The following is a 23382-nucleotide window of genomic DNA, read 5'->3' as shown; positions in this document are numbered from 1 at the left end:
TGTCCTTTTAAAGCGCGCCGGAGATGAGCTGCGGCGTGTAAATGATTGTGCGTTTGGCGGTATTGGTGAACGTCGTCGTGAACTTGATGGTGGCCCCTGGCGCAATATTGGCTTGTGGCAGCGTCAGATATGGGGCGCTACCGCGCATGCCACTGCGGTTGTCCAGCGTGACGCCTTCCGGCAGACCCGGCATCACGAAATGCAGCGGACCGTTCAGGACTGTGGCGCTCGTGTTGGTAACCGTAACATTGCCGGTGTACTTGCCGGTCAGGCGGTTGATCTCAAAACCGCCAGCTGTGACTTTTACGGAAGCCGTGACATCACTGAACGCCGGCGTCAGGTTCAGGCTCACCACCAGTGGATCGTGATCCGATGCGCGGTAGGCATTGTTGCGGTACGGATCCTGCGCAGTGTCGTTCAGGTTGTAGTCGATGGTTTCCGGCTCATCGGCATTGCTGTGCCATTCGGCGGCGCCGACCACCTGCGCGGCCAGCGAGCTGCTTGCCAGTGCGTGGTCGAGGTAGCCCGACAGGCCGTCGAACACATACGAGTACGGCATCGCGTTCGGGCGCACGAAACGCTCGAGCAGGTTGACCATGCCGGCCACGCCGGTCAGGTGATTGATCGGGCTTTCGAAGGCGTAGGCGTTCAGGTCGCCAATGACCAGCACGTCCGGATCGCCCGCAGCCGCGATCACTTGCGGGATGAAGTACGACGTCAGGCGCTGGGCCTGCTGGGTGCGGGTGCGGTCCCAGCAACCTGCGCCGTTGCCCGGATCGGTATCGCCGGCGCCGGCGCCGCTGCAACCGCCCTTGGATTTCAGGTGGTTTACGACCACCGAGAACTTGCCACCGCCATTGCTAGCCATGAAGGTCTGCGCCATCGGTGCGCGGTTGTTGACGGCGTTGCCGTCCGACAGCGCGCCACCCACCAGCGACACGACCGACGGCTTGTAGATCATCGCGACGCGGATCGCATCGGTACCGAGCGCAACCGGCTGTGGCACGACGGCGTACTTGCCCGGCGCCGTGGCGGCGTTGAGCTGCTCGACCAGGTAGCTGACCGCGATGTCACGGTTGTTCTGGATTTCCATCAGGCCCACGACGTCGGCATCGAGCGCTGCCAGCGACTTGACGATCTTGTCGCGCTGGCGGATGAATTCTGCCGTGTTGTCGGCACCGCGGCAGTTGCCGGCAGACGTCGAGTTGCCGATCGTGCAGCCCTGGCCGGTGCGGCCCCAGGCATCACGCCCGTCGGTAAAGGTGGTGAAGAAGTTGAGGACGTTCGCGCTGCCGACCTTGATGCCCGCAGGCACGATCGGCGCCGGGGTACGTTCGTTGGTGCGCGCAAAGGTCGGGGCCATGGTCGGCTGCAGCTTGAAGCCTGCGCCGCCACCGCCCAGTGCGCCATAGTCGATGACGCCCGTCAGGTCGGTGACAGTATCGCCGACGCGCACGGTGCCATCGTCGGCCAGGTACGGAATCACGGTCGGCGCGATAAAGATGCCATCGTCCAGCACGATCTGGTTGGCCTGGTGTTCCTGGTACAGCGCCAGGGCTTCAGGCGAGCCGAGTGGGAAGCGATTGGTTGGATTTTCGCGGCGGCCATTGGCCAGGATCAGTTCGCCACGATCACCAACGTTGCGGTTGCCATTCACGGTCAATGGCGACGCAAAGCGCACCAGCATGCCTTCGACACTGGCCAGATCCGCGTTCGGCAGCACGATATTGGTCGGCGTGACGGTCGGACCGGCGCCCAGGCGCTGCACGCCGGAAACATTGGAAAATTCGGTATAGGTACGGTTGGCGCCGGTTGGGCGGTATTCGACGATCGTACCGGTCACGCGCACCAGTTCGCCGATCGGTGCATCGGTTGTTGCACCAAACACATACAGGCCATCCGACGTCGATGGGTCGCCATCGCCGGCGGCGTCCTGGATAAAGAAGCCGCTGCCGATCTTGGCCGTGATCACGCCTTGCGTGGATTGGACCGTGCCGACATAGGGGCTGCTCGCGCCCGAGCCCTGGATTGCAGGAATGCGCAATTCACCGGCGACATTGACATTGACGGCGCAGGTTTCGGCGTCGCCGGCGGCGTTGCCGAACTGGATCTGGACCGGGTAGCTGCCCGCGGCCAGCGTATCGGCGATGACGAGACGCGCTTCGGCGCGCCCGCCAATGGCCCCGGCTGCTGCGAAGTCGAGCAGGCTGATGCCAGGACGGGCACCGGCGATGATGCTGGCGCTGTTGACGATGCTGTCGCCATCGATGGCCGACAGGACGGTCGACGAACTGCTGCCCTGCGCGACCTGGACCGCCGCCGGGCAAGTCAGCACGATCGGCTGCACGACCGGACCGCCGCAGGCCTGAATGGCCGAGGCCATGCTGCGTGGGCCGCTCACGGGCGCGGCGGTAAAGTCGTCACGGTTGTTGTCGGTATCCTGGCAGCCCAGTGCGGCGCGCTGGATCGAATTGACCGTCGATGGGGCCGGTGCTGGCGCGCCCTCGGCGCGGTTGGCGCTGCCAAAGCCCACCAGGTCGATCAGGTTCGTACCATCGCCCGCCGGCATCTGCGTCGCAATGCCGGACAGCGCGACCTTGCCGCCGCCTGCCGCCATGTCGAAGCTGGTGCTGGTAACGTCGCCCGTGCCCACCGGCATGGCGTTGGACTGGGTACCGCTGCGACCGACCATCAGGAAATACTGACCGGGCTTGAGTTCCACGGCCGGCAGGCGGGTGACAGAACCCCAGTTAGTGCCGCTGGCGGACTGGTATTGCAAGCTCATGCCATCCAGACTGACCGGCGAGGAACTGCGATTGAACAGCTCGACGAAGTCGTGGCTCCACTGGCCGCCGGCATTGTTCGAATGGGCGTACAGCTGGCTGATCACGACATCGCCAGGCGCGGCGGCTGCCGTCGCGGCGACGCCGGCGATCAAGGTCGCCAGCAGCGTGCGCCGTGGCATAAAGGATGCAAAGGTGGTCATGGATTCCCTGTTGGTTGTCATGCAAGACGAAATTGCGGCATGAATTAGCAAAAGTATAGTAAATGCGCAATTTGACAAGATTATGACGCGGAATTCTTCAGTGGAACATCCATTCAACTTACATACAACACATGCCGGCCAACGATCCAGCTGGCACCGGCGCCGTCATCGGCATCCATGATCATGACATTGCTACCGCGCCCGCCGAGGGCCGCGCGAATGTCGAGCCGGGGGGGCACCCGCTCGCCCCGATTGCCCCACATGGCTTGGCGAAGTAGACGCGTATACGTACCGATCCGGCAAGTCTATCGACGTAAAAAATGCCGTACGAGACGGCATTTTTTTTAAATCCAGGCGGCTATCATGCCCGCTTGTAGATGTCTTCGAAGCGAACGATATCGTCTTCACCCAAATAGCTGCCGGATTGCACTTCGATGATGTGCAGCGGCAGTTTGCCCGGGTTTTCCAGACGGTGGTTCATGCCGATCGGAATGTACGTCGATTCGTTCTCGGACAGCAGGCTGACCGTATCGCCGCACGTTACGCGCGCCGTGCCCGACACCACGACCCAGTGCTCGGCGCGGTGGTGGTGCATTTGCAGCGACAGTTTCTCGCCCGGCTTGACCGTGATGCGCTTGACCTGGAAACGGTCGCCCGCGTCGATGCCTTCGTAGTGGCCCCAGGGACGATACACCTTGGTGTGGTGCAAATGCTCGGTACGCTCTTTCGACTTCAGGTGTTCGACCACCTGCTTGACGCGCTGCACCTGGCTCTTGCTCGTGACCAGCACGGCATCCTGCGTTTCCACGACAACGATGTCTTCCAGACCAACCACTGCCACGATGCGGCTTTCGGCGCGCACCAGCGAGTTCTTCACGCCATCCAGATACACGTCACCGCGCTGAGCGTTACCGTTAGTATCTTTCGGCTGGGTTTCCCACAGGGCCGACCACGAACCGACGTCATTCCAGCCGATGTCGGCCGGTACGACTGCCGCGTCGCGCGTGTGCTCCATGACCGCGTAGTCGATCGAATCGGACGGGCATGCCGAGAAGGCAGTTTCGTCGAGACGGCAGAAATCGAGATCGCGGTAGGCGGCGTGCATGGCCTGATCGGCGGCGGCGGCGATGGCCGGCGCATGCTCTTCGAGTTCTTGCAGGTAACGCGCGGCGCCGAACATGAACATGCCGCTGTTCCAGTAATAGGTGCCTTCGGCAACGAAGCCTTCGGCGGTAGCGGCATCCGGCTTTTCGACGAAGCGCGCCACGTTGTAGCAATCGCCGCACTCGGCCACCGGCTCGCCACGGCGAATGTAGCCATAGCCGGTTTCCGGCGTCTTCGGCACGATGCCGAACGTGGCCAGCTTGCCGGCGGCGACCAGGCGTGTTGCGCGCTCGACCGCTTCACGGAAGGCAGCAACGTTTTCGATGACGTGGTCGGCCGGCAGCACCAGCATGACGGCTTCCGGATCGATCTGCTGCAGATGGTGCGCAGCTGCCGCCACGGCTGGCGCCGTGTTACGGCCGACTGGCTCGAGCAGGATGCCCAGCGGCGTGATGCCCACTTCGCGCAACTGCTCTGCCACCATGAAGCGGTGGTCATTGCCGCAGACCACCAGCGGCGCCATCAATCCAGGCCAGTTCGTCACGCGCAAGGCAGTGTCCTGCAGCATGGTTTTGTCGGCAACCAGTGGCAGCAACTGCTTTGGCAGAACGGCACGCGACAGGGGCCACAGGCGGGTCCCGGCGCCGCCGGAAAGGATGACTGGATAGATCTTCATGCGCTGACTTTCTCTTTCTTTGACTCGTTGGTGTCGGGCGTGTCCTTGCGACGCGACGTGCGGCGATCGCGTGCATTGAGCCACTCTTCGGAAGAGTACTCGGAGGTATGCTTCATCTCGCCATTTCGGTCGACACTGTATTCCTTGAATACAATCATTTCATTCAATGTTACATCATGCAACACCCGGGTGTATTCAAACAGGACGCTGCGAACGACTTCGGCGCCTTCGCAGATATGGCTGCCGTGACCGATCCAGGTCGGGCCCACGATGCGCGTACCGGCTTCGATTTTGCAGCCCGAACCGATGTACACCGGGCCTTCAATCGTCGTGCCTTCCCAGTCGATGCTGGTGTTCAGCCCAACCCACAGGCCCGGCTTGATCTGGATGCCCGGCACGTGCATGTGGTTCACTTCGCCGGTCAGCACGGTCTGCAGCACTTCCCAGTAGTCGCTCATGGTGCCGATGTCGAGCCAGTTGAACGGGCGGCCCTGCGCGTAGAACGGCAGGCCGCGCTCGGCCAGCAGCGGGAACAGGTCCGAGCCGATGTCGAACGAGACGCCCGACGGGATCAGGTCGATGACTTCTGGTTCGAAGATATAGATGCCGGTCGAAATGAAGTTGGACTTGGCGTCGGCTTCGGCTGGCTTTTCCTGGAATTCCTGGATGCGGCCTTCTTCATCGGTCACGACCACGCCGTACGACGAGACTTTGTCCCATGGCACTTCCTTGGTGATGACGGTGGCCATCGCGCCTTTGCGACGGTGTTCCATCAGGGCCGCTTTCAGGTCGAGGTCGATCAGTGCGTCGCCGCACAGCACGACCGTGGTGTCGTCGAAGAAGCCGCCGAATTCCTGGATCTTCTTCATGCCGCCGGCCGAGCCGATCGGCATCGGCACGACTTCGCCGTCGTCCTTCGTGTAGCCCTCGAACGAGTAGCCGATCTGGACGCCGAACTGCTCGCCTTCGCCGAAGTACTCTTCGATTTTTTCATGCAGCCAGCTGACGTTGACCATGATCTCGGAGATTCCGTTTTTGCGGAGGTGGTCGACCAGGTAGGCCATCACGGGCCGGCCCAGCAGCGGGATCATCGGTTTTGGCAGATCGTAGGTGAGTGGACGCACGCGCGTCCCTTTGCCTGCGGCGAGAATCATGGCTTTCATTCGATGTTCCTTTGAATTATTTGGCAGTGGTTTGGTAGCGCCATACATCGGCGCACATTTGAGCGACATCGCGTTCGGCGGTCCAGCCGAGTTCGTCGCGTGCCTTGGCCGGGTCGGCGTAGCATTTCGCCACGTCACCTGGGCGGCGGTCGACGATCTGGTAAGCGACCGTGCGGCCACTGGCCGCTTCGAACGCACGAATCATTTCCAGGACACTGTTGCCGCGCCCCGTACCGAGGTTGTAGGCAACGATGCCCGGGCCCTTGGTCAGGCGGTCCAGCGTCTTGACGTGGCCGATGGCCAGGTCAAGACGTGGATGTAATCGCGCTGGCCGGTGCCGTCGGGCGTGTTGTAATCGCCGCCGAAGACCGACAGTTTCTCGCGCTGGCCATTGGCAACCTGGGCGATGTAGGGCACGAGGTTGTTGGGAATGCCGCTTGGCTCTTCGCCGATCAGGCCGCTCTCATGGGCGCCCACCGGATTGAAGTAGCGCAGCAGCGCAATGCGCCAGTCGGGCTGGGCCTTGGCCAGGTCTTGCAGGATCTCTTCGATCATCAGCTTGCTGCGGCCGTACGGGTTCGTGGCCGAGAGCGGGAAGTCTTCGCGGATCGGCACCGAGGCCGGGTCGCCATACACGGTGGCCGACGACGAGAACACGAGCGACTTGCAACCGAATTTGGCCATCGTTTCGAACAGCACGACGCTGCCCGAGACATTGTTGTCGTAGTAGCGCAGCGGCTCGGCGACCGACTCCCCCACCGCCTTCAGGCCGGCGAAGTGAATGACCGCTTCCGGCTTGTGTTCGGCGAACGCTGCTTCCATCGCCGCGCGATCGCGGATGTCGGCTTCGACAAAAGCGAATGGCTTGCCGCTGATGCGCTGCACGCGGTCGCGTACCGACAATTGGGCATTGGACAGGTTGTCGACCACCACCACGTCGTAGCCTGCGCTTTGCAGTTCGACGACCGTGTGCGAACCGATGTAACCGATGCCGCCAGTAACGAGAATCTTCATGTGTTTGCTCTCTGCCTTCACTTTTTGTGATCGATTGTGTGCAATAGCCGTGATGCTTCCAGCCAGTGCTTGATGCTATTTACTGCTATTTACTGCTATTTACGTCTGCTCGCTGCTGATGCGCGCGTTCCCGGAACGTGGCAATCATTGTGCTTCGAACAACGGGATCAGCGCGATAGCTGGTTGCCGCGGTTGCGGTGCACCATGCCTAGAATACATCTGCTCGACCCGCGCACGATATCTTCGTGTGTACCCAACAAGAATTCGTGCCTGCCCGCCCCTTGCGCGGCAGGGCGCCGCAGTACGAATCGAGGTCACTGGGTGAGGCTGGACACTGTACAAGTAGCGCTGCAACGCGGTTCGGGATATCCCGCAGCTAAAGCTTATCTATTTTACAATGCATTGATCGATTCCGTGCGCACGCACGCGTGTGCAGAGAGCAATACTCGTTCCCATGCTCAAGATTGCACTGCAACATGAGATTCAACAGGCGCCCTGCTCCCAGGGTTTCGCAGCGACACGTCGCGTGCGCGGCGTGCCTTTTCTACGGGCAGTGCGTTACTTTTCGTCGATGAACGTGATGGAAAATTTGCACTCCACCGGCACGGCGGACGACACGGTCGAGATCCGCAAGACGTCGCACGGCACCTTGGACTGGTATGTGGCCGAGTACCATCCGAGCGGCGGATTTTCGGCGCCGCGCACCAGTTCGAGGTGCAGGTCCTCGCCGCTGGCCTGCATCTGCAGCACGAAGCGGCGGCCCCGTACGGCCAGGCCATTGCTGGTCAGGCGCACGTCCAGCCCGGGTGCGAAGTGCCAGAACAACTCGACCTTGTGCGGCTTCTTGCCGGACACCTCGTCGCGCACGGTCAGCGTGTTGCTGACGCTCTCGAAGCGGACACTGCGTACATGGCGAACCGGATCGGGCAAGCGCGCATAGCCGTCGTGCGAACCGCGGAAATCGAATTCGTGCGGCGAGGCCGGCATGCGCTCGATGCTGGCCGCGGCCTTGCGCAGCCACATGAAACGCCCGCCCGAGACCGACTGGTCCACGCCGTCGATGCGCACCGTGTTGTGGCTGGACGTGCCGCGGAAGTAATCGCGCCATTTGTCGTCCTGCCCGTATGAATAGGTGCCGGGATCGACCAGGCACGGTTCACCCGCGATTGACAGCGCCAGCGCCAGCGCATCGGCGTGGCCGTGGGCAGCCACGCCCAGGTAGCCCAGTGGGCCGCAGTCGAGCAAGCCCTTGATTTCGTCGGCTTCGCCAAAGCGATTGCCAAACAGCAGGTAGCCGCCATCGGGAAAGGCCCAGCCCGTATCGACCTCGTGCGGATCGCAATCGGGCCGCCCGCCCGGCAGCGTGTGCAGCAACCAGCGCACGCCCGGGTGGCTGTCGGCATGACCACCGAAGACGGTGTCGCCCAGCGCCAGCAACTGCGCGGCGCGGTCCATGCCCGATGCATCCAGGCGGAATACGCAACCATCGTCGGCGTCGCCCACTGCAGGCACATTGCCACCAACATCGCGTACCGAGCGCAAGAAGCGCAGCGCGCGCTGCAGGCTGCCCCAGTAAGCGCGTGAAAACGGTCGCAGGCTGTGGCCGCCGGTCTGGGCCAGCAAGCCGGCCACGAACAAGAATTCACAGACGAACAAGTGGTAGCCAAAGGCCTGCTCGCGGTTGACGCCATCGCGCGAGAATTGCGCCTGGGCTTCCACTTCCAGCTCATTCTGTGCCAGCGTCTGCCAATCGCGTGACTCTTTCCAGCACGGCCAGGTGACGGCGCCCATGTACAGGCCGGCCAGTTCGCCGATCAGGTGGTTGTTCGCTGACGAATGGCGCGACAGGTGGCGCGCGATCGTACGGCAATGGGCGTGGATGCTGCCAAGCCAGTCGGCGCGCAGGCGCTGACCGGCGTCGCCCTCGAACAGCGCGCTGCGGTCACCACCGATCAATTGCCAGATCAGACTCCAGTTGATCAGCCGGATGCCCAGCTCGCGCGAACTGGTCCAGTTGGGGCCGGTCAGTGGCGGACACTGCTCGAGCCAGCTGCGCAGGTTTTGCTCGAGCGCATCCATCCAGCGCGTATCGCGCGTGAGTGTCCAGGCCTGTGCCAGCCGCACGAGGTGCAAGTGGCGATTCAGTTCCCAGACATGCTTGATGTCACCCACCAGCTCGCGGTCGTTGATGGCGAGGTCGCCCCGGTACACGGCCGGCGCGGTCACGCCGGTGTCGGGATCGCGGTTCCATGCGGTTGGCACGCCCACGTCGAAGCGGCCGTCGGCAAACAGCACGACGTGGCCTGCACAGATGCGCTCGGCGTCCAGCAGCAACGCCTCGACTTCGCCCGGATCGAGCTCGGGCGCACCGCGCACGCCCAGGTTCAGGGTCGGCATGGCGGGCGGCGCCGAGCGCGCCAGCGCCAGCTGCGTACGGCCCGCCATGCTCCGCCCCAGCCGGATCGCAGTGGCCTGCTGGACCCGGTATCCCATCTCGGCCACCGACATGCAGCGCAAGCGGTTGACCAGCCACACCATGTTTGTTCCGTTCATTGCGCTTCCTTCATGCAGAATTCTGCCTCGTCAACCGATTGCCATCCGCCGCCAAGCGTCCGTGGATCGCAACGTACCTCCGGTGTAGGGGCGATGAACGCCGCACCCTCGCGCTCAAGCACTTGGTAAAGGCACAATTTTTCCGATAATACATTCATCTGTGTCGGGAGCTACGCACGATTCGGGGTGCGTATTCGAGGAAGGCCAGCTTGCCAGGATCGTGCAAAGTCGGGCGGCGTTGACCGGGCATGAGAATGCCGCGTCGGTCCCGCCGATGTCATGGGGAAGAATACAAACAAGGTCGCGCTTGCCATTGCCGCAGCAAGAAGTTGGCGAATAACAACAAGATAGCCGGTGCAACAGCGGGTCAGCGAACGGCATGATCCGGCTGTTGTGATGGGCGCCGATGCACTGGAAGTATCGTGGAGCCTCAGCGCTGGCGCGTACACCTGCACGACTGGCGGACGCCGCCGCCCTACTGTCAGTCGGCGTTGCGCTTGCTGGGCGAGCGAACGAACGCGAGGATGACCAGTCCGAACAGCGCACTCAGTACTGCCGTGCCTTCGCGTCCCATGCCGGCGGAAACGCCGATGGCGGCCGTCATCCAGACACTGGCGGCCGTGGTCAGTCCCTTGATATCGTTCTGATCGCGCTGCTTGAGAATCGCGCCGGCGCCAAGGAAACCAATACCGGCCGTGACGCCCTGCAACACGCGTGACAAGTCCTGGATTGTCATCCCGGCCTGCAATGGAATCAGGACGAACAACGCCGAGCCAACCGAGACCAGCATGTGCGTGCGCAGGCCGGCCGAAGCCCCTTTCGTTTCGCGCTCATAGCCAAGCAAACCACCCAGCACCGCCGCCACCAGCAGACGCACGACGATGATCGTCACATCTTCGGCATCGCCCAGATCGGAAAATTCGTGTTGAATCGTCTCCCAGCTTTGTGTCCACCACGCTTGCATGCCCCTGTCCTTGATCAATGTTGTTCAAGGAAATGATGCCATCCATGCAAGAAGTGTGTCGCCACGCTGGTCCTGCTGGACTGGTAGCAACGTGGGAAAAGCAGCGAAGGCAATGCCTAGAACCAGCTTTCGCGCACGACGATCACGTCATCGACCTGGACGATGTCACTGGCACGGGCGTCCAGCGAGACCGGCTGGCCGCCGGCTGCCTTGCGTGTGATGCGGATGCCATTGCTGCTGCCGCGCGGACTCAAGCCGCCGCCAGCCGACAAGGCCTGCTGGACCGTCATGCCGCGCTCGAGCCGGAATGGTCCCGGGCGACTGACTTCGCCGGTGATATACGCCCGCGGCGCCCGTTCGACAAAGATGATGTCGCCGCCGGCCACTTCCACATCCCTGTCGAGTTCGCCCGTACGCACCATGTCGACCACATCGATGGTCTCGCGCAGCGTCTTGCCATCGCGCATGCGCACCAGGCTGATCATGTCGCCACCGTCGCTGTTGATGCCACCGGCCAGCGCCAGCATGTCGAGCACACGGCGGCGCCCGTCCACCGGATAGCGCCCGGGCCGGTTCACATGTCCGAGCACCGAAATCTGCTGGCTCGCCAGGGTCGTCACCAGCATATTGACCTGGGCCTGCTTGAGGTAGCCGCCCTTTTCGAGCAGGCTTGCGATGGTTTTCTCGGCCACCGCCACCGGCATGCCGCCGACAGCCACCTGCCCCAGCCACGGAAACGTGAGATGGCCACTTTCACTGACGCGGGTCTCGATTGACAGGTCGGGACTGCCATACACCGACAGCTTGACCACGTCCCCCGGCCCCAGCAGCACTTCGGCCGCGCCGGCTGTGCTCATGCCCATGCTCATACCCAGCATCAAGGCCAGGCCCGTGATCCATATGACGACACGTTTCATGATTCCTCCAGCATCGGTGATCGTTGCAACGGGGCGGCAAACACACGCCCAACATGCCATTCGATGCGCCAGCAACCCATCGGTTCCAACAAAAAGCCGCCGGCCTGACTGCGCTAGCGCCAGCGCAACCAATGCGCGTTTTTTCTCAAAAAACCATCAACCTCACGTCAATAGATTCGTCATCAGAACAACACATTGGCGCTGACCTGCACCACGTTTGCATCGAACTTGCCAATGCCGAGCCCGGAAGCGGTGCGCGCCTGATGAACAACTGCGGCAACCACCTTCACCCCGGGCCGGGCCTGCCATACGGCGCGCACGCTGGCCGAACGGATCGCGTCACGCAGCGCATCGGCGCCGGTAAAGTCGCCCCGTCCCGTGTAGCTGCGCCGCTCGTAGGTCGCGCTGGCCTCGAGCGCCAGCCTGGCGCTGGCCGCCCAATTGACGCCAATGCTGACGCCCTTGTTGAGCGTGTAACTGACGAACGGGCTTTCAATGGGTGCGAACTCGCGCCACACGCCCGCCTGATAGCTGACCTGGCCGCGCGGCGTGTAGAACGCATTGATGCGGCCGTTGACGCCGCTCGTGACGCCTTCGCCGTACGACGGCTGCTCGCGCCGCACGTAGCCGGCCAGGCCCTGCACCATGGTCGAGCCGGTGGCGAGCCAGTTCACGCGCAGTTTGAGTTCGTCCTGGGTGAAATCGTCTGTCAGCATCGTGGCGATGGCCGGTCGCCGATACGGGTAACTGCCCTTGACGCGGCGTGCGACCAGGCCCAGCGCGCTGCCGCCCCTGGGCTGGTACAGCAGCTCGGTCTCACATGCCTGTTCGGTGCGGTTGTTGAAGCGCTGGATCGCCAGGTCGTAGCTTGCCTTGTCGCGCTCGGCGCCTGCGCGCAGTTTCCAGCTCGGGTGCAGCTGCCAGCCGGCATCGAATGCCTGGCGCCGCTGCTGGCGCAGGTTGCGCTGGTCGCTGTTGAAGTCGGTGTATGGCGCGAGTGTCCGGATATCGAGCGCCTCGACACGGCCGTCGAACTGCGTGCCGAGGTGCCAGAACCACGTCGCTTGCAGGTCGTGGCCAGTGTAGTCGAGCTGCCTGAAACGATCGAACGCGGTCTTCGACACGCTGGCCGTGGCGGCAAGGCGCTGGCGGCTAATGTGTTTGTCGAGCGCCACACCCGCTTCGAATGTGCGGTAGCTGTCGCTGCGCCCGCCGCCGAGCGCGGGCGCTCCATCGGCCTGGCGCAGGAGGTTGTCGTCGTGGGCCCAGCCGATGCCGGCAAGCAGTTGTATTCCTTCAGTTGACGGCGTGGGCGCCGCGCCTGCAGGAAAGCACCAGAAGGCACCGGCGCACAGCGCGACCGGGGAAAGGCGATGCAACGCTGAAGGGGCTGGCATGGTCGTCGTCTTCCACGGGTCGTACTACCGGAGGAATCACCAGAATTGCCAGCCCCCTGTGTAGACAACCCAGACGCCCAGCAACCCATTCGTGACAGCGTGGGCCAGGATGGGCGACCACAGGTTGCGGTGCCTCATATACAACACGCCATAGGCCACGCCGGCCACAATACCGGCCAGCCACAGCGTGTGTTCAAAGCCGAACAGCACGCATGGGATCACAAACGCCTTGAAGCCGATACGCGCCGGATCAACGAGTCTGAAGTTGGCGTGTTCGACCCAGCGCATCAGGAACGAGCGCCAGAACAATTCTTCCATGACGGGCACCACCAGCGCCGCGCCAGCAATACGCAGCGTCACCATCAGCCAGTCGATCTCGCCATGCGTGCGCGGATCGTAGCCGGGCGAGCTGCCCAGCAGCATCCAGGGGAGCGTCAGATTGACCCACAACACCAGCACGATAATGCCAACGACCATGGCAACGAGCGTATGCGAGAGCAAGCCGAACCGGTGCAGTTCGTCGTACTGGCGCCAGAACACGGCCAGCAGCGCCAGCACGGCGCCGGCCTGCACCGGATACAGCCAGCGCAGGTCGGCGCGGCTCATGCCCATGCGCTCGAGCAGGTCGCCAATCACCATGAACAGGATATAGGTGCCGAATGGCAGGATGCGCGCCCAGGCGGCGCGGGTGAGGAAGGGTTCGTCGGCCGCCGGGGCCGCAGCCCCGGCACCGGGGCCGGAGCCGGGGCCGGCTGGCCGGGCGGCGCGCGATTCGTTGTTGTCGATCATGAAAAGTCGCTCCGCCCGGCCATCGCCCGCCCCTGTTGGATTACACGCCGCGCGAGCGCGCTTCGATCGTTTCCCAACGCTCCAGCGCGTCGAGCAGCAAGTCTTCGATTTCGGCAAAGCGCGCATTGATGCGCTTGGCATCGGCCGGGTTCTGCTTGTAGAAATCCGGGCCATTGAGCTGGGCCGTGATGGCCGACTGTTCATCTTCCAGCGTCGCGATCAGCTTCGGCAATTCTTCCAGCTCGCGCTGCTCCTTGTAGCTCAGCTTGACCTTCTTGGCGGCCGGGGCTGCCGTGTCGTCCGCTTTCGGGGCGCTGGTCTTGACCGGCGCCTGGACCACCGGCGTTGCCGCCTTGACGCGTTCCCAGTCGGTATAACCACCGACGAATTCACGCCACTTGCCGGCGCCTTCGGCCACGATCACTTGCGTGACGACGTTGTCGAGGAAGGTGCGGTCGTGGCTGACCAGGAACACGGTGCCCGTGTATTCCTCGAGCAGTTCTTCGAGCAGCTCGAGCGTGTCGATGTCCAGATCGTTGGTCGGCTCATCGAGCACAAGGCAGTTGGCTGGCTTGGCGAACAGGCGCGCCAGCAGCAGGCGGTTGCGCTCGCCACCAGATAGCGACTTGACCGGCGAACGTGCACGTTCCGGCGAGAACAGGAAGTCGTTCAGGTAGGTCATCACGTGGCGGCGCTGGCCATTGATCTCGACCCAGTCGCTGCCCGGTGCAATGGTGTCGGCCAGGCTGGCTTCTTCATTGAGCTGGGTGCGCATCTGGTCGAAGTACGCGACATTCAGCTTGGTGCCCAGACGGACCTTGCCGCTGTCGGCCGTTTCTTCGCCCAGGATGATCTTGAGAAGCGTCGTCTTGCCGGCGCCGTTCGGTCCGATCAGGCCAACCTTGTCGCCACGCATCAGCGTGCCGGTGAAGTTGTCGACGATGACCTTGTCACCGTACATCTTCGAGATGTTCTCGAGATCGGCAACGATCTTGCCCGAGCGCTCGCCCGTGGCGACGTCGAGCTTGATCTGACCCTGCTGATCGCGGCGCACCGCGCGCTGCGAGCGCAGTGCTTCCAGGCGGCGCACGCGGCCTTCGTCGCGGGTGCGGCGTGCCTGCACGCCCTTGCGGATCCACACTTCTTCTTGCGCCAGGAACTTGTCGAACTTGGCGTTTTCGACTTCTTCATTGGCCAGCAACTCTTGCTTGCGCGCCTGATAGGTCGTGAAGTTGCCCGGGAACGACAGCAGACGGCCGCGGTCGAGTTCAATGATGCGGGTAGCAACGTTGTCCAGGAAACTACGATCGTGGGTGATGAACAGGACCGAGCCGCGGAATTCACGCAGCAGGCTCTCAAGCCACTTGATCGACGTGAAGTCCAGGTGGTTGGTCGGTTCATCGAGCAGCAGCACATCCGGCGCCGAGACCAGCGCCACGGCCAGCGCCACACGCTTTTGCATACCGCCAGAGAGCGTGCCCATCAGGGCGTCGCCCGACAGGTTCAGGCGATCGAGCGTGGTCTCGACCTTGTGCGCCAGATTCCAGCCGTCGTTTGCGTCGAGCTTGGTCTGGATCACATGCATGCGCTCCATCAGCGCGTCATCGTCGCCCTGGCCGAACTTGCCGGTCAGTTCTTCGTATTCGGTCAGCATCGCCTGCTGATCGCCCATGCCGCCGGCGACGACGGCAAACACCGTCATGCTCAGGTCAAACACCGGTTCCTGCTCGACATAGGCGATGGTGACGCCCTGCTGCATCACCAGCAAGCCATCGTCCAGGCGCGAACGGCCCGAGATGACTTTCAGGAGCGAGGATTTGCCGGTGCCGTTGCGGCCGATGAGGCCGACGCGTTCGCCGGTCTCGAGGGAAAAATCAGCGTGGTCGAGCAGCGGCACGTGGCCGAAAGCAAGTTGAGCGGAACTAATGGAGATGACAGCCATGATCGGTATGCGTTTCGTCGCGCGAAAAATTCTTGGCGCGGGGGAAAAGGTGCGTTGATTGATTAAGGGGCACATTGTACCGACTGCCGGGCATGAACCTGCATTTCTATTTCGATCCCGGCTATAATTGCAACCGGTTCACGGTACCAGCCCGCCCTGCGGGGCCTGCCCGCCGGACTGCAGGCTTGCCCTGCTTCGCGCCGTCAGCACCTGGCGGCGCGGGCGTCCTCCCCGTAGCACAATGGATAGTGCACATGCCTCCTAAGCGTGGGATACTGGTTCGATTCCAGTCGGGGGGACCAGCTACACCCCGTCATCTACCCGCAAACTGCGCTTCATGGTCGACAACAACGCGATCATCGTCGCCTTGTCCTCCGCCGCCACGTCAGCCAGCATTTCCTCGATCCAGCGCTCATGCACCGCCGCCATCTCGTCGAACGCCGCGCGCCCCGCTGGTGTCAGCTTGACGGCTGACGCGCGCCGGTCGTTCACATCCTGCACCCGCACCACGAGCTGTTCGCGTTCGAGCTGATCGGTAATCCCCGTGATATTGCCCCCGGTGACCATCATGCGCTTGGACAGTTCCCCCATGCGCAGGCCATCCGGATGCCGCTGCAGCTGCGCCATCAGGTCAAAGCGCGGCAGCGTGATGTCGAACGTCGTGCGCAGGCGGCTGCGGATTTCGTTCTCGATGCGCGTCGTGCATGACAGCATGCGCAGCCACAGGCGCAGCGATTGGTGATGTTCGTCCGTCAGGCGGCTTTCCATGTCCAGCTCGGCTGCCCCGCCCATTGCTGGGTCTTCTTCACGTCCATCCACTTCCTGCATGCTGTCCTCAATCTGCGTTCGTGCGTAATTTAAAACGTTGTAGTTTACCGGTTTCGGTGCGAGGCAGTTTTTCCTTGAACAAAATGGCCCTGGGATACTTGTACGGCGCGATCTGCGCCTTCACGAATTCCTGCAATTCGCGTGCCAGCTCGTGCGACCCCGCCCGCCCTGCGCGCAGCACGACGTGGGCCTCGACCACTTGCCCGCGTTCGGGGTCGAGCCGCCCCACGACGGCGCACTCGGCCACGGCCGGATGGTGCAGCAGCGCTTCTTCGACTTCGGCGCCGGCGATGTTGTAGCCGGCCGAGATAATCATGTCGTCGGTCCGCGAGCGGTAGTAGAAATAGCCGTCGGCGTCCATTTCGTAGGCGTCGCCCGTGATGTTCCAGCCACCCTGCACGTAATCGCCCTGGCGCTCGTCGTCCAGGTAGCGGCAGCCAGTAGGGCCTTTCACGGCCAGGCGGCCGATCACGCCCGGACCGACAGGTACGCCGTCGGCATCGAGGATGCAGGCCTGGTAGCCCGGCACCGGCTTGCCGGTCGCGCCCGGCCGGATGGCTGCGCCCGCGCTGGCAATAAAAATGTGCAGCAGCTCGGTCGCGCCGATCCCGTCGATCATCGCCAGCCCGGTGGCCGCCTGCCAGGCCTCGCGCGTGGCCAGCGGCAGCGGCTCGCCGGCCGACACGCTGGCGCGCAGGCTGGCCAGGTCGAAACGGTCCGCCTGCGCCGCCATCAGGCGATAAAAGGTCGGCGCCGTGAAGCACACGGTGGCGCGGTAGTCGGCGATGGCCGCCAGCAGCGCCTCGGGGCTCAGGCGTTCAAGCAACACACCTGCGCCACCGACGCGCAGCGGAAACAGCAGCAGGCCGCCCAGCCCGAAAGTGAACGCCAGCGGCGGCGTGCCGATGAAGATATCGTCGGCGCATGCCTCTAGCATGTGGCGCGGGAAGCAGTCGCACACGGCCAGCACGTCGCGGTGGAAGTGCATGGTCCCTTTCGGGATGCCGGTGGTGCCGGACGTGAAACTGATCAGGCAGACGTCGTCGCGCGCGGTGTCGGCGGCGATGAACGGGGCGTCGTGGCGGGGCATCCGTGCTTCCAGCGCATCGGGTGCATCGGGCGCCGGCGCGCCGAACACCAGGACCGGCACCTCCAGCCCGAGCGCATCGACTTCGGCCACCAGACCATCGGCGCACAGTACCGCATTGATGCGCGCCTTGTCGGCGATGGCGCGCAGTTCGCGCGCGCGCAGCAGCGGCATGGTGGGCAGCACGATGCAGCCGGCCTTGATCACGCCCAGGATGCAGGCCGCCATCATCGGACAGTTCGCGCCGCGCAGCAGTACGCGGCTGCCGGTGGCCAGCCCGAGATCGTGGCGCAGCACGTGGGCGATACGGTCGACCTGCGCCAGTAGTTCGGCATAGCTCAGGCGTTCGCGGGCGCCAATCAGCGCCGTGCGTGCGCCCCAGCCGCGCGCGATGGCGCCATCGAGCAGCGCGCTCGCGCAGTTCAGGCGCTCGGGGTACTGCAGCTCGGGCAGATCGAACAGGAAGTCGGGCCAGGTATCGGGCGGTGGCAAGTGTGCACGCGCGAAGCCATCGGTGTGGCCGGAGGGGCACAGCGCTGCACTGGTGATGTCGTTCATGGCGTGATCCCCGGCTGACAACGAAGCAGTCGACCGGCAGCGCCGGTCAGGCAACACCCGCGGGATACTGTAAGTCCAAAGCACACCAGCAGCTAGGAACTTTGGCGGGCAGGCAGGCCATCGGCATCAGGCACGCGCCGCGCGCTCGATCTGGCGCATTACCGCTGCCTGCGCCTGCGCCAGGCCGGCCGCCAGCGGCGCGCGCTCGAGCGCTGCGGCGGCGCCATGCAGGCCGAGCATGCTGCAGCCGGCGCGCAAGCGCGCAAGTTGTTCGGCACCCTCGGCGCCTTCGGCCACGCCGGCCTGCGCCGCCTGCAACTGGCGCGCCAGGCCATCGAGATACAGGCGCAGGCGCTCGACGTCGATGCCAAGCCGGCGCACCACGGCGTCCGGGGCTTCGTCATTTGCATCGTTTGCGTCAGCCGGCGGGAACAGGCGCTCGAACTGGATGCGCACGTCGTCGTGGCGGAACGGCTTGACGATGTAGCCACTGGCGCCGGCCTGGGCCGCCTCGTCCATCGTGGCGCTGTCGGACGCCGCCGACACCAGCACGAACGGCAGCGCCGCCAGCAGCGGGTCGTGACGCACGCGCTGCAGCAGTTCCAGGCCGGACAGGTGCGGCATGCGCAGGTCGCAGAACACGATGTCGGGCCGCAGGCCAGCTTCGAGCTGGCGCCAGGCATCGGCGCCGTCGTCCGCTTCGACGATCGCATGGCTGCCGCAGCTGTCCACCAGATGCATCAGCATCATGCGCGCCACCACGTCATCGTCGACCACCAGCACGTTCATCACGTCTCCACCAGATTCGTCAGAACCTGCATTATAAGCAGGTGTCAGGACGGGGCGCCCGTTTCGAAGGTATCCAAGAAGCTGGCCAGGACCGGCAAGCCCGCGCGCAGGCGCTGCGCGTCGCGCCCATCGGCGGCCGCTTCCAGTTCGGCGCACAGTGTTTCCAGCGCCGGCTCGGCCAGATAGGTGGCGCTGCCGCGCAGCCCGTGCAGGATCCGGCCCGCGGCCTCGAAGTCGTCGCTTGCCAGCGCGGCGTCGAGCTCGGCGCGCCGGCGCGGCAGGTCGTTAGAGAATGCAGCGCGCAGGCGCAGGCCCAGATTGTCGGCGCGAGCGACGGGCGGCGCTGGCGGCGCCACGCCGAACAATGCGTCGAGAGCAGCCGGCGTAGGTGTAGCCGGCGTAGGTGCGGCCGGTGCCGGTTCAGGTACAGCCCCATCCTCGATCAGCGGCAACACAAACCCGCGCTGCAACTGGCGTTCGATCGCGCGCGCCAGTTGCAGGTGCAGCGCCGCTTCGTCGATCGGCTTGGTCAGGAACGCGTCCATGCCGCAGGCCAGGTAGCGTGCGCGGTCTTCGCCGCTGGCGTTGGCGGTAAGCGCCACGATCATCACGTGCTGGTCGAGCACCGGCGCGTCGTGCGGGCCGCCGGCGCGGATCAGGCGCGTGGCGCTGGCGCCGTCCATCTCGGGCATGCGCCCGTCCATCAGGATCAGGTCATAGCGCTTGCGGGCGCACGCCGCCACCGCTGCGACGCCGTTGTCGACGATGTCGATCGCATGGCCCATCTCCTCGACCATCAGGCGCGCGATGATCTGGTTGGTCGGGAAATCCTCGGCGCACAGGATCGCCAGCCGGTGGCTGTGCAGCGCGCGCGTCACGTGCGGGATGTGGGCTGGCGCGACGCCGTCGCGCAGCGGCAGCAGCACGGAGAACACGCTGCCCTCGCCTTCGACGCTGCTCACGCCGATGGTCCCGCCCATCAGCTCGACCAGCTGGCGACAGATCGCCAGGCCCAGGCCCGTGCCGCCGTAGCGGCGCGTGGTGGTGGTGTCAGCCTGCTCGAATTTCTGGAACAGGCGCGGCAAGGCCGCCGCCGGGATGCCGATGCCGGTATCGCGCACCGTGAAGCGGATCATGTGGGGGTTGCCCGCCTCGCGCTGGTCGTCGGGCCGGCATTCGACATGGATCGTCACGCCGCCCGCGTTGGTGAATTTGAAGGCATTGCCGACCAGGTTGACCAGCACCTGGCGCACGCGGGTCGGGTCGCCCGCCACGTAGCGCGGCACGTTGTCGTCGACCAGCACCGAAAACGCCAGGTCCAGCATGGCCGCCTGCTCGTCGAACAGGCTGGCCACATTGCGTACCTTGGCGTGCAGGTCGAAATCGATCCGTTCCAGGGTCAGCTTGCCGGCCTCGATCTTGGAAAAGTCGAGCAGGTCGTTGATGATCCCCAGCAGGGCCTGGGCATTGGCCTGGCCGCGCAGGATCTGCTCTCGCGTGTTGTCGCGCAGCGCCAGATCGCGCAGCGCGAAGCCCAGCATGCCAATCACGCCGGCCAGCGGCGTACGCATCTCGTGGCTCATATTGGCCAGGAATTCGGACTTCTGGCGCGTCGCATCTTCGGCGCGCTCCTTCGCCTGGCGCAGCACTTCCTCGTTGTCCTGCAAGGCGCGGTAGGCGCGCGCCAGCTCATTGCTCTGGTGGCGGCCGCGCCGCTCCTGCTCGCGCAATTCCTCCGTCTGGAGCTCGAGCATGCGGTTCTGCTGCTCGACCTGCTCGGTGCGCGCGCTCACCTGGTGCTCGAGGCGCTCCTTCTGGTGGCGCAGGCTCGCAAAGCGGATGCGCATACCCAGATAGATCGCACCGCAGGTCAGGATGATCATCCCGATCCGGAACCATGCCGTGCCCCACGGCGGTGGCTCGATCGTGATCGCCAGCGCGGCCACGTCTTCGCTCCAGACATCGTCCTTGTTGGCCGCGCGCACCCGGAACACATAGGTGCCCGGATCGAGATTGGTATAGGTGGCAAAGCGCTTGTCGGCGCCGGCATTGACCCAGCCCGCATCGAATCCGTCGAGGCGGTAGGCGAAGCGGTTGCGCTCGGGCGCGGCGTAATGCAGCGCTGCGAATTCGACCGTGATCACGGCGGCGTCGGACGGCAGCGTGATGGCGCTCGCATGCTCGATCGGCCCCGGCAACAGGCCCGGGAAGACCTTTTCGACCGGCTGGTTGAACACCTGCAGCCCGGTGATCGTCGGACGCGGCGGAATACGGTTGTCGTGGATCGCGCGCGGATCGAACGCGGTCAGGCCATTGAAGCCGCCGAAATACAGCGTGCCGTCGGTTGTCTTGAGCGCCGCCGTGTCGAAGAACGCGCCTTCGCTGATGCCGTCGGCGGCCGTGTAGCTGCGCCAGCGCCCGCTGGCCGGGTCGAAGCTCGAAATGCCGCTCGACGTGCTGGTCCAGATGCGCCCGTCCGCATCTTCCAGAATGGCCGACACCGAATCGTCGACCAGGCCGTCGCGCGTCGTGTAGCGCGTGAAGCTCAGGGCGCCATCCGGTCCCGTGACCATGCGGTTCAGGCCCACGCCGGTGCCGATCCAGATGTCGCCGCGGCTGTCTTCGAACAGCGACTGCACTTCGTTATGGCTGAGACTATTCGGGTCGAACGGATCGTGGCGGAAGTGGCGGAACCGCCCACTGGCGCGATCGAGCAGTTCCAGGCCCGAGACCGTGCCGACCCAGAAGCGCCCGCGGCGGTCTTCCAGCAGCGGCCGCACGGTGTCGTCCGTCAGGCTGGCCGCCTTGCCCGGGTCATGCCGCAGACTCGTGAGTGCACGGGTGCCGGCCGCCATGCGGTGCATGCCGCCGCGCGTGCCGATCCAGATCACATCATCGCGATCGACCAGCATCGAGCGCACCTGGTTGGCGTCGGCGTCGCCCGGCAGCATGTAGCGCCGGAAGCGCCGCGTGGCCGGCTCGAAGCTCGTCACGCCCGAGCGGCTGCCGATCCACAAGAGGCCAGCGCGATCGCGCACGATAGCCGCTGCCGGCACGTCGATCAGGCTGTTGGGATTGTCCTTCTGGTGCCGGTACACGTCGGCCTTGCCGGTGGCCGGATCGAACCGGTGCAGCGCGGTGGATGAACCGAGCCACAGATGGTCGCCGTCCTGCAGCAGCGCGCGGATCTTGTTGTCGGCCAGCGAATGGGGCTCGCCGGGACGCCCGACGATGCGGGCGAAACCGCCGCCGCCCAGGTCGACGCGCGAGACGCCGCCATACCAGGTGCCAGCCCAGAACGTGCCGACGTCGTCGCGGTACAGCGCCGAGACATAATTGTCGCCCAAGCTGTGGCGATCGGCGACTTCATGGCGGAACGTGTCGAAGCGGTCGCCCTGCGCACGCCAGCGATACAGGCCATCGTCATGCGTACCCGCCCACACGGTGCCATCGGCATCCTGGCGCAGGGTCGTGATCCATTCGTTGCCGACGCCGTCACCCGCGCCGAAGCGGCGCAGCGCGCCCTTGCCCGGCCCACCCTGGCCGTGGCGTTCGAGTCCGCCGTAACGGCCCACCCACAGTCGCTGCTGGCTGTCGACCAGCAGCGCGTGCACCGGGAGTGCACGCCCGGACAGGTCCGACGCATGGTGCTCGATGCGCTGGCGGTCCGCGCTCAAGCTGTCCAGGCCGGCCGCGCTGCCGATCCAGAGGCGCCCGTCACCGCCCAGCGCCAGCGCCTGGATCCCGTCGTCGCGCAGCGTGCGCGGATCGTTCGGCACGTGGTGCCAGACGGTGAACTTGCCGGTGTCGATGTCGAAATACTGCAAGCCATCGGCGGTACCAATCCATAGACCGTCCTGGCCATCGCTGATCATCGTCTTGATCTGGCGGTTGCCGGCGCCGCGCCGCGCCGGCTCGTTGGGCGCGTACAGCGTGAAGCTGCGGGTGGCCGGGTCGTAGCGATTCAGGCCGCCGTCGGTGCCCACCCACATGCGTCCGTGGCGATCGAGCAGCATCGCGCGCACCCAGTTGCTGGCCAGGCTGCGCGGGTTGCCGATCTCGGTGCGGTAGTTGACGAAGCGGTAACCGTCATAGCGCGACAGGCCGGACTGGGTGCCAAACCACATGAAGCCATCCGCATCCTGCAGGATCGACAGCACCGACTCCTGCGCCAGACCGTGCTGCACCGACAGGTGCTCGAAGCGCAAGGTCGGTTCGGGCGCCGCCGCGCGCGCGAGGGGTGCGCACAGCGTGGTCAGCGCCAGCAGCACCAGGAGCAGGAACGTGCGCAGCATCGTCACGCCGCGAACAAGGCCAGCACGTCGCCGCATAGAGCGGCGTGCAGAATCCCGCCCCGGCAGGCGTCGCGCGCACCATCTTCTGTCACGCCCGGTCTGGTTTTCTGTTTGTTCGTCACGCCAGCAGGTTAGCAAATTCTGCTTGTCTTGAGGCAAATATGGGATGGAAATGGCAAGAATTTGTCGCAGATTGTCGCTTGTGTGCCCCAACCGCGCTGGATCGCTGCCACCTGACGCCTGGTCTTGCGAAACGCCAATATCGTGATGCTTGTACCGGCCGAGAATCCCGTCTTTCATCCAACCTTGGAGTGGGATGG

At 64.5% G+C, this 23382-nt stretch carries 13 protein-coding genes, 1 tRNA gene and 1 pseudogene; 1 reads left to right on the top strand and 14 read right to left on the bottom strand.

From position 1 onward, the window contains the following. Positions 1 to 7: 7 nt before the first annotated feature. The 10 genes and pseudogenes from HD842_RS01890 to HD842_RS01845 all read right to left on the bottom strand — a co-directional run bounded on the left by HD842_RS01890 (position 8) and on the right by HD842_RS01845 (position 15505). The gene (locus HD842_RS01890; protein WP_183550215.1) at positions 8 to 2986 is read right to left on the bottom strand and encodes an ExeM/NucH family extracellular endonuclease; all 2979 of its coding nucleotides are present in this window, start codon (positions 2984 to 2986) and stop codon (positions 8 to 10) included. Positions 2987 to 3347: 361 nt separating this feature from the next. Further along, on the bottom strand, positions 3348 to 4766 hold the full coding sequence (locus tag HD842_RS01885) for a mannose-1-phosphate guanylyltransferase/mannose-6-phosphate isomerase (protein WP_183550212.1): 1419 nt from the start codon (positions 4764 to 4766) through the stop codon (positions 3348 to 3350). Continuing rightward, positions 4763 to 5929: a sugar phosphate nucleotidyltransferase gene (locus HD842_RS01880; RefSeq protein ID WP_183550210.1), complete on the bottom strand. Its 1167-nt coding sequence runs from the start codon at positions 5927 to 5929 to the stop codon at positions 4763 to 4765. Before HD842_RS01880 ends, HD842_RS01885 begins: the two co-directional genes overlap by 4 nt. A gap of 16 nt (positions 5930 to 5945) precedes the next feature. After that, positions 5946 to 6943 (bottom strand): annotated as a pseudogene (gene galE / locus HD842_RS01875) (UDP-glucose 4-epimerase GalE). Between the two features lie 558 nt (positions 6944 to 7501). Then, positions 7502 to 9496, bottom strand: coding sequence for a heparinase II/III family protein (locus HD842_RS01870; RefSeq protein ID WP_183550207.1), 1995 nt, complete (start codon positions 9494 to 9496; stop codon positions 7502 to 7504). Between the two features lie 481 nt (positions 9497 to 9977). Continuing rightward, positions 9978 to 10460, bottom strand: coding sequence for an MgtC/SapB family protein (locus tag HD842_RS01865; protein ID WP_183550204.1), 483 nt, complete (start codon positions 10458 to 10460; stop codon positions 9978 to 9980). 116 nt (positions 10461 to 10576) lie between these two features. After that, positions 10577 to 11377: a polysaccharide export protein EpsE gene (gene epsE / locus HD842_RS01860; protein WP_183550201.1), complete on the bottom strand. Its 801-nt coding sequence runs from the start codon at positions 11375 to 11377 to the stop codon at positions 10577 to 10579. Between the two features lie 182 nt (positions 11378 to 11559). Further along, the gene (epsL, locus tag HD842_RS01855) at positions 11560 to 12774 is read right to left on the bottom strand and encodes an XrtB/PEP-CTERM-associated polysaccharide biosynthesis outer membrane protein EpsL (protein WP_183550199.1); all 1215 of its coding nucleotides are present in this window, start codon (positions 12772 to 12774) and stop codon (positions 11560 to 11562) included. A gap of 36 nt (positions 12775 to 12810) precedes the next feature. After that, on the bottom strand, positions 12811 to 13563 hold the full coding sequence (locus tag HD842_RS01850) for a CAAX prenyl protease-related protein (protein WP_183550197.1): 753 nt from the start codon (positions 13561 to 13563) through the stop codon (positions 12811 to 12813). A gap of 40 nt (positions 13564 to 13603) precedes the next feature. Next, entirely contained in the window at positions 13604 to 15505 is a 1902-nt protein-coding gene (locus HD842_RS01845) for an ATP-binding cassette domain-containing protein (RefSeq protein WP_183550195.1), read from the bottom strand. 227 nt (positions 15506 to 15732) lie between these two features. Here HD842_RS01845 and HD842_RS01840 point away from each other — a divergent pair. Further along, positions 15733 to 15807, top strand: a tRNA-Arg gene (locus HD842_RS01840). A 1-nt stretch (position 15808) separates the two neighbouring features. On the opposite strand, the gene HD842_RS01835 is transcribed toward HD842_RS01840, so the two are convergent. The 4 genes from HD842_RS01835 to HD842_RS01820 all read right to left on the bottom strand — a co-directional run bounded on the left by HD842_RS01835 (position 15809) and on the right by HD842_RS01820 (position 23062). Continuing rightward, the gene (locus HD842_RS01835; protein ID WP_183550193.1) at positions 15809 to 16333 is read right to left on the bottom strand and encodes a MarR family winged helix-turn-helix transcriptional regulator; all 525 of its coding nucleotides are present in this window, start codon (positions 16331 to 16333) and stop codon (positions 15809 to 15811) included. Positions 16334 to 16340: 7 nt separating this feature from the next. After that, entirely contained in the window at positions 16341 to 17978 is a 1638-nt protein-coding gene (locus tag HD842_RS01830; RefSeq protein WP_183550191.1) for an AMP-binding protein, read from the bottom strand. 126 nt (positions 17979 to 18104) lie between these two features. Then, complete coding sequence (locus HD842_RS01825) at positions 18105 to 18767, bottom strand: response regulator (RefSeq protein WP_183550189.1); 663 nt, start codon at positions 18765 to 18767, stop codon at positions 18105 to 18107. Positions 18768 to 18811: 44 nt separating this feature from the next. Further along, complete coding sequence (locus tag HD842_RS01820) at positions 18812 to 23062, bottom strand: hybrid sensor histidine kinase/response regulator (RefSeq protein ID WP_183550186.1); 4251 nt, start codon at positions 23060 to 23062, stop codon at positions 18812 to 18814. Between the last annotated feature and the right edge of the window lie 320 nt (positions 23063 to 23382).

Source organism: Massilia aurea (assembly GCF_014200505.1).
In the GTDB taxonomy this organism is placed as follows: domain Bacteria; phylum Pseudomonadota; class Gammaproteobacteria; order Burkholderiales; family Burkholderiaceae_D; genus Telluria; species Telluria aurea_B.
Note: the sequence above shows the minus strand (reverse complement) of the source record. Positions and strands in the feature narration are given on the sequence as shown.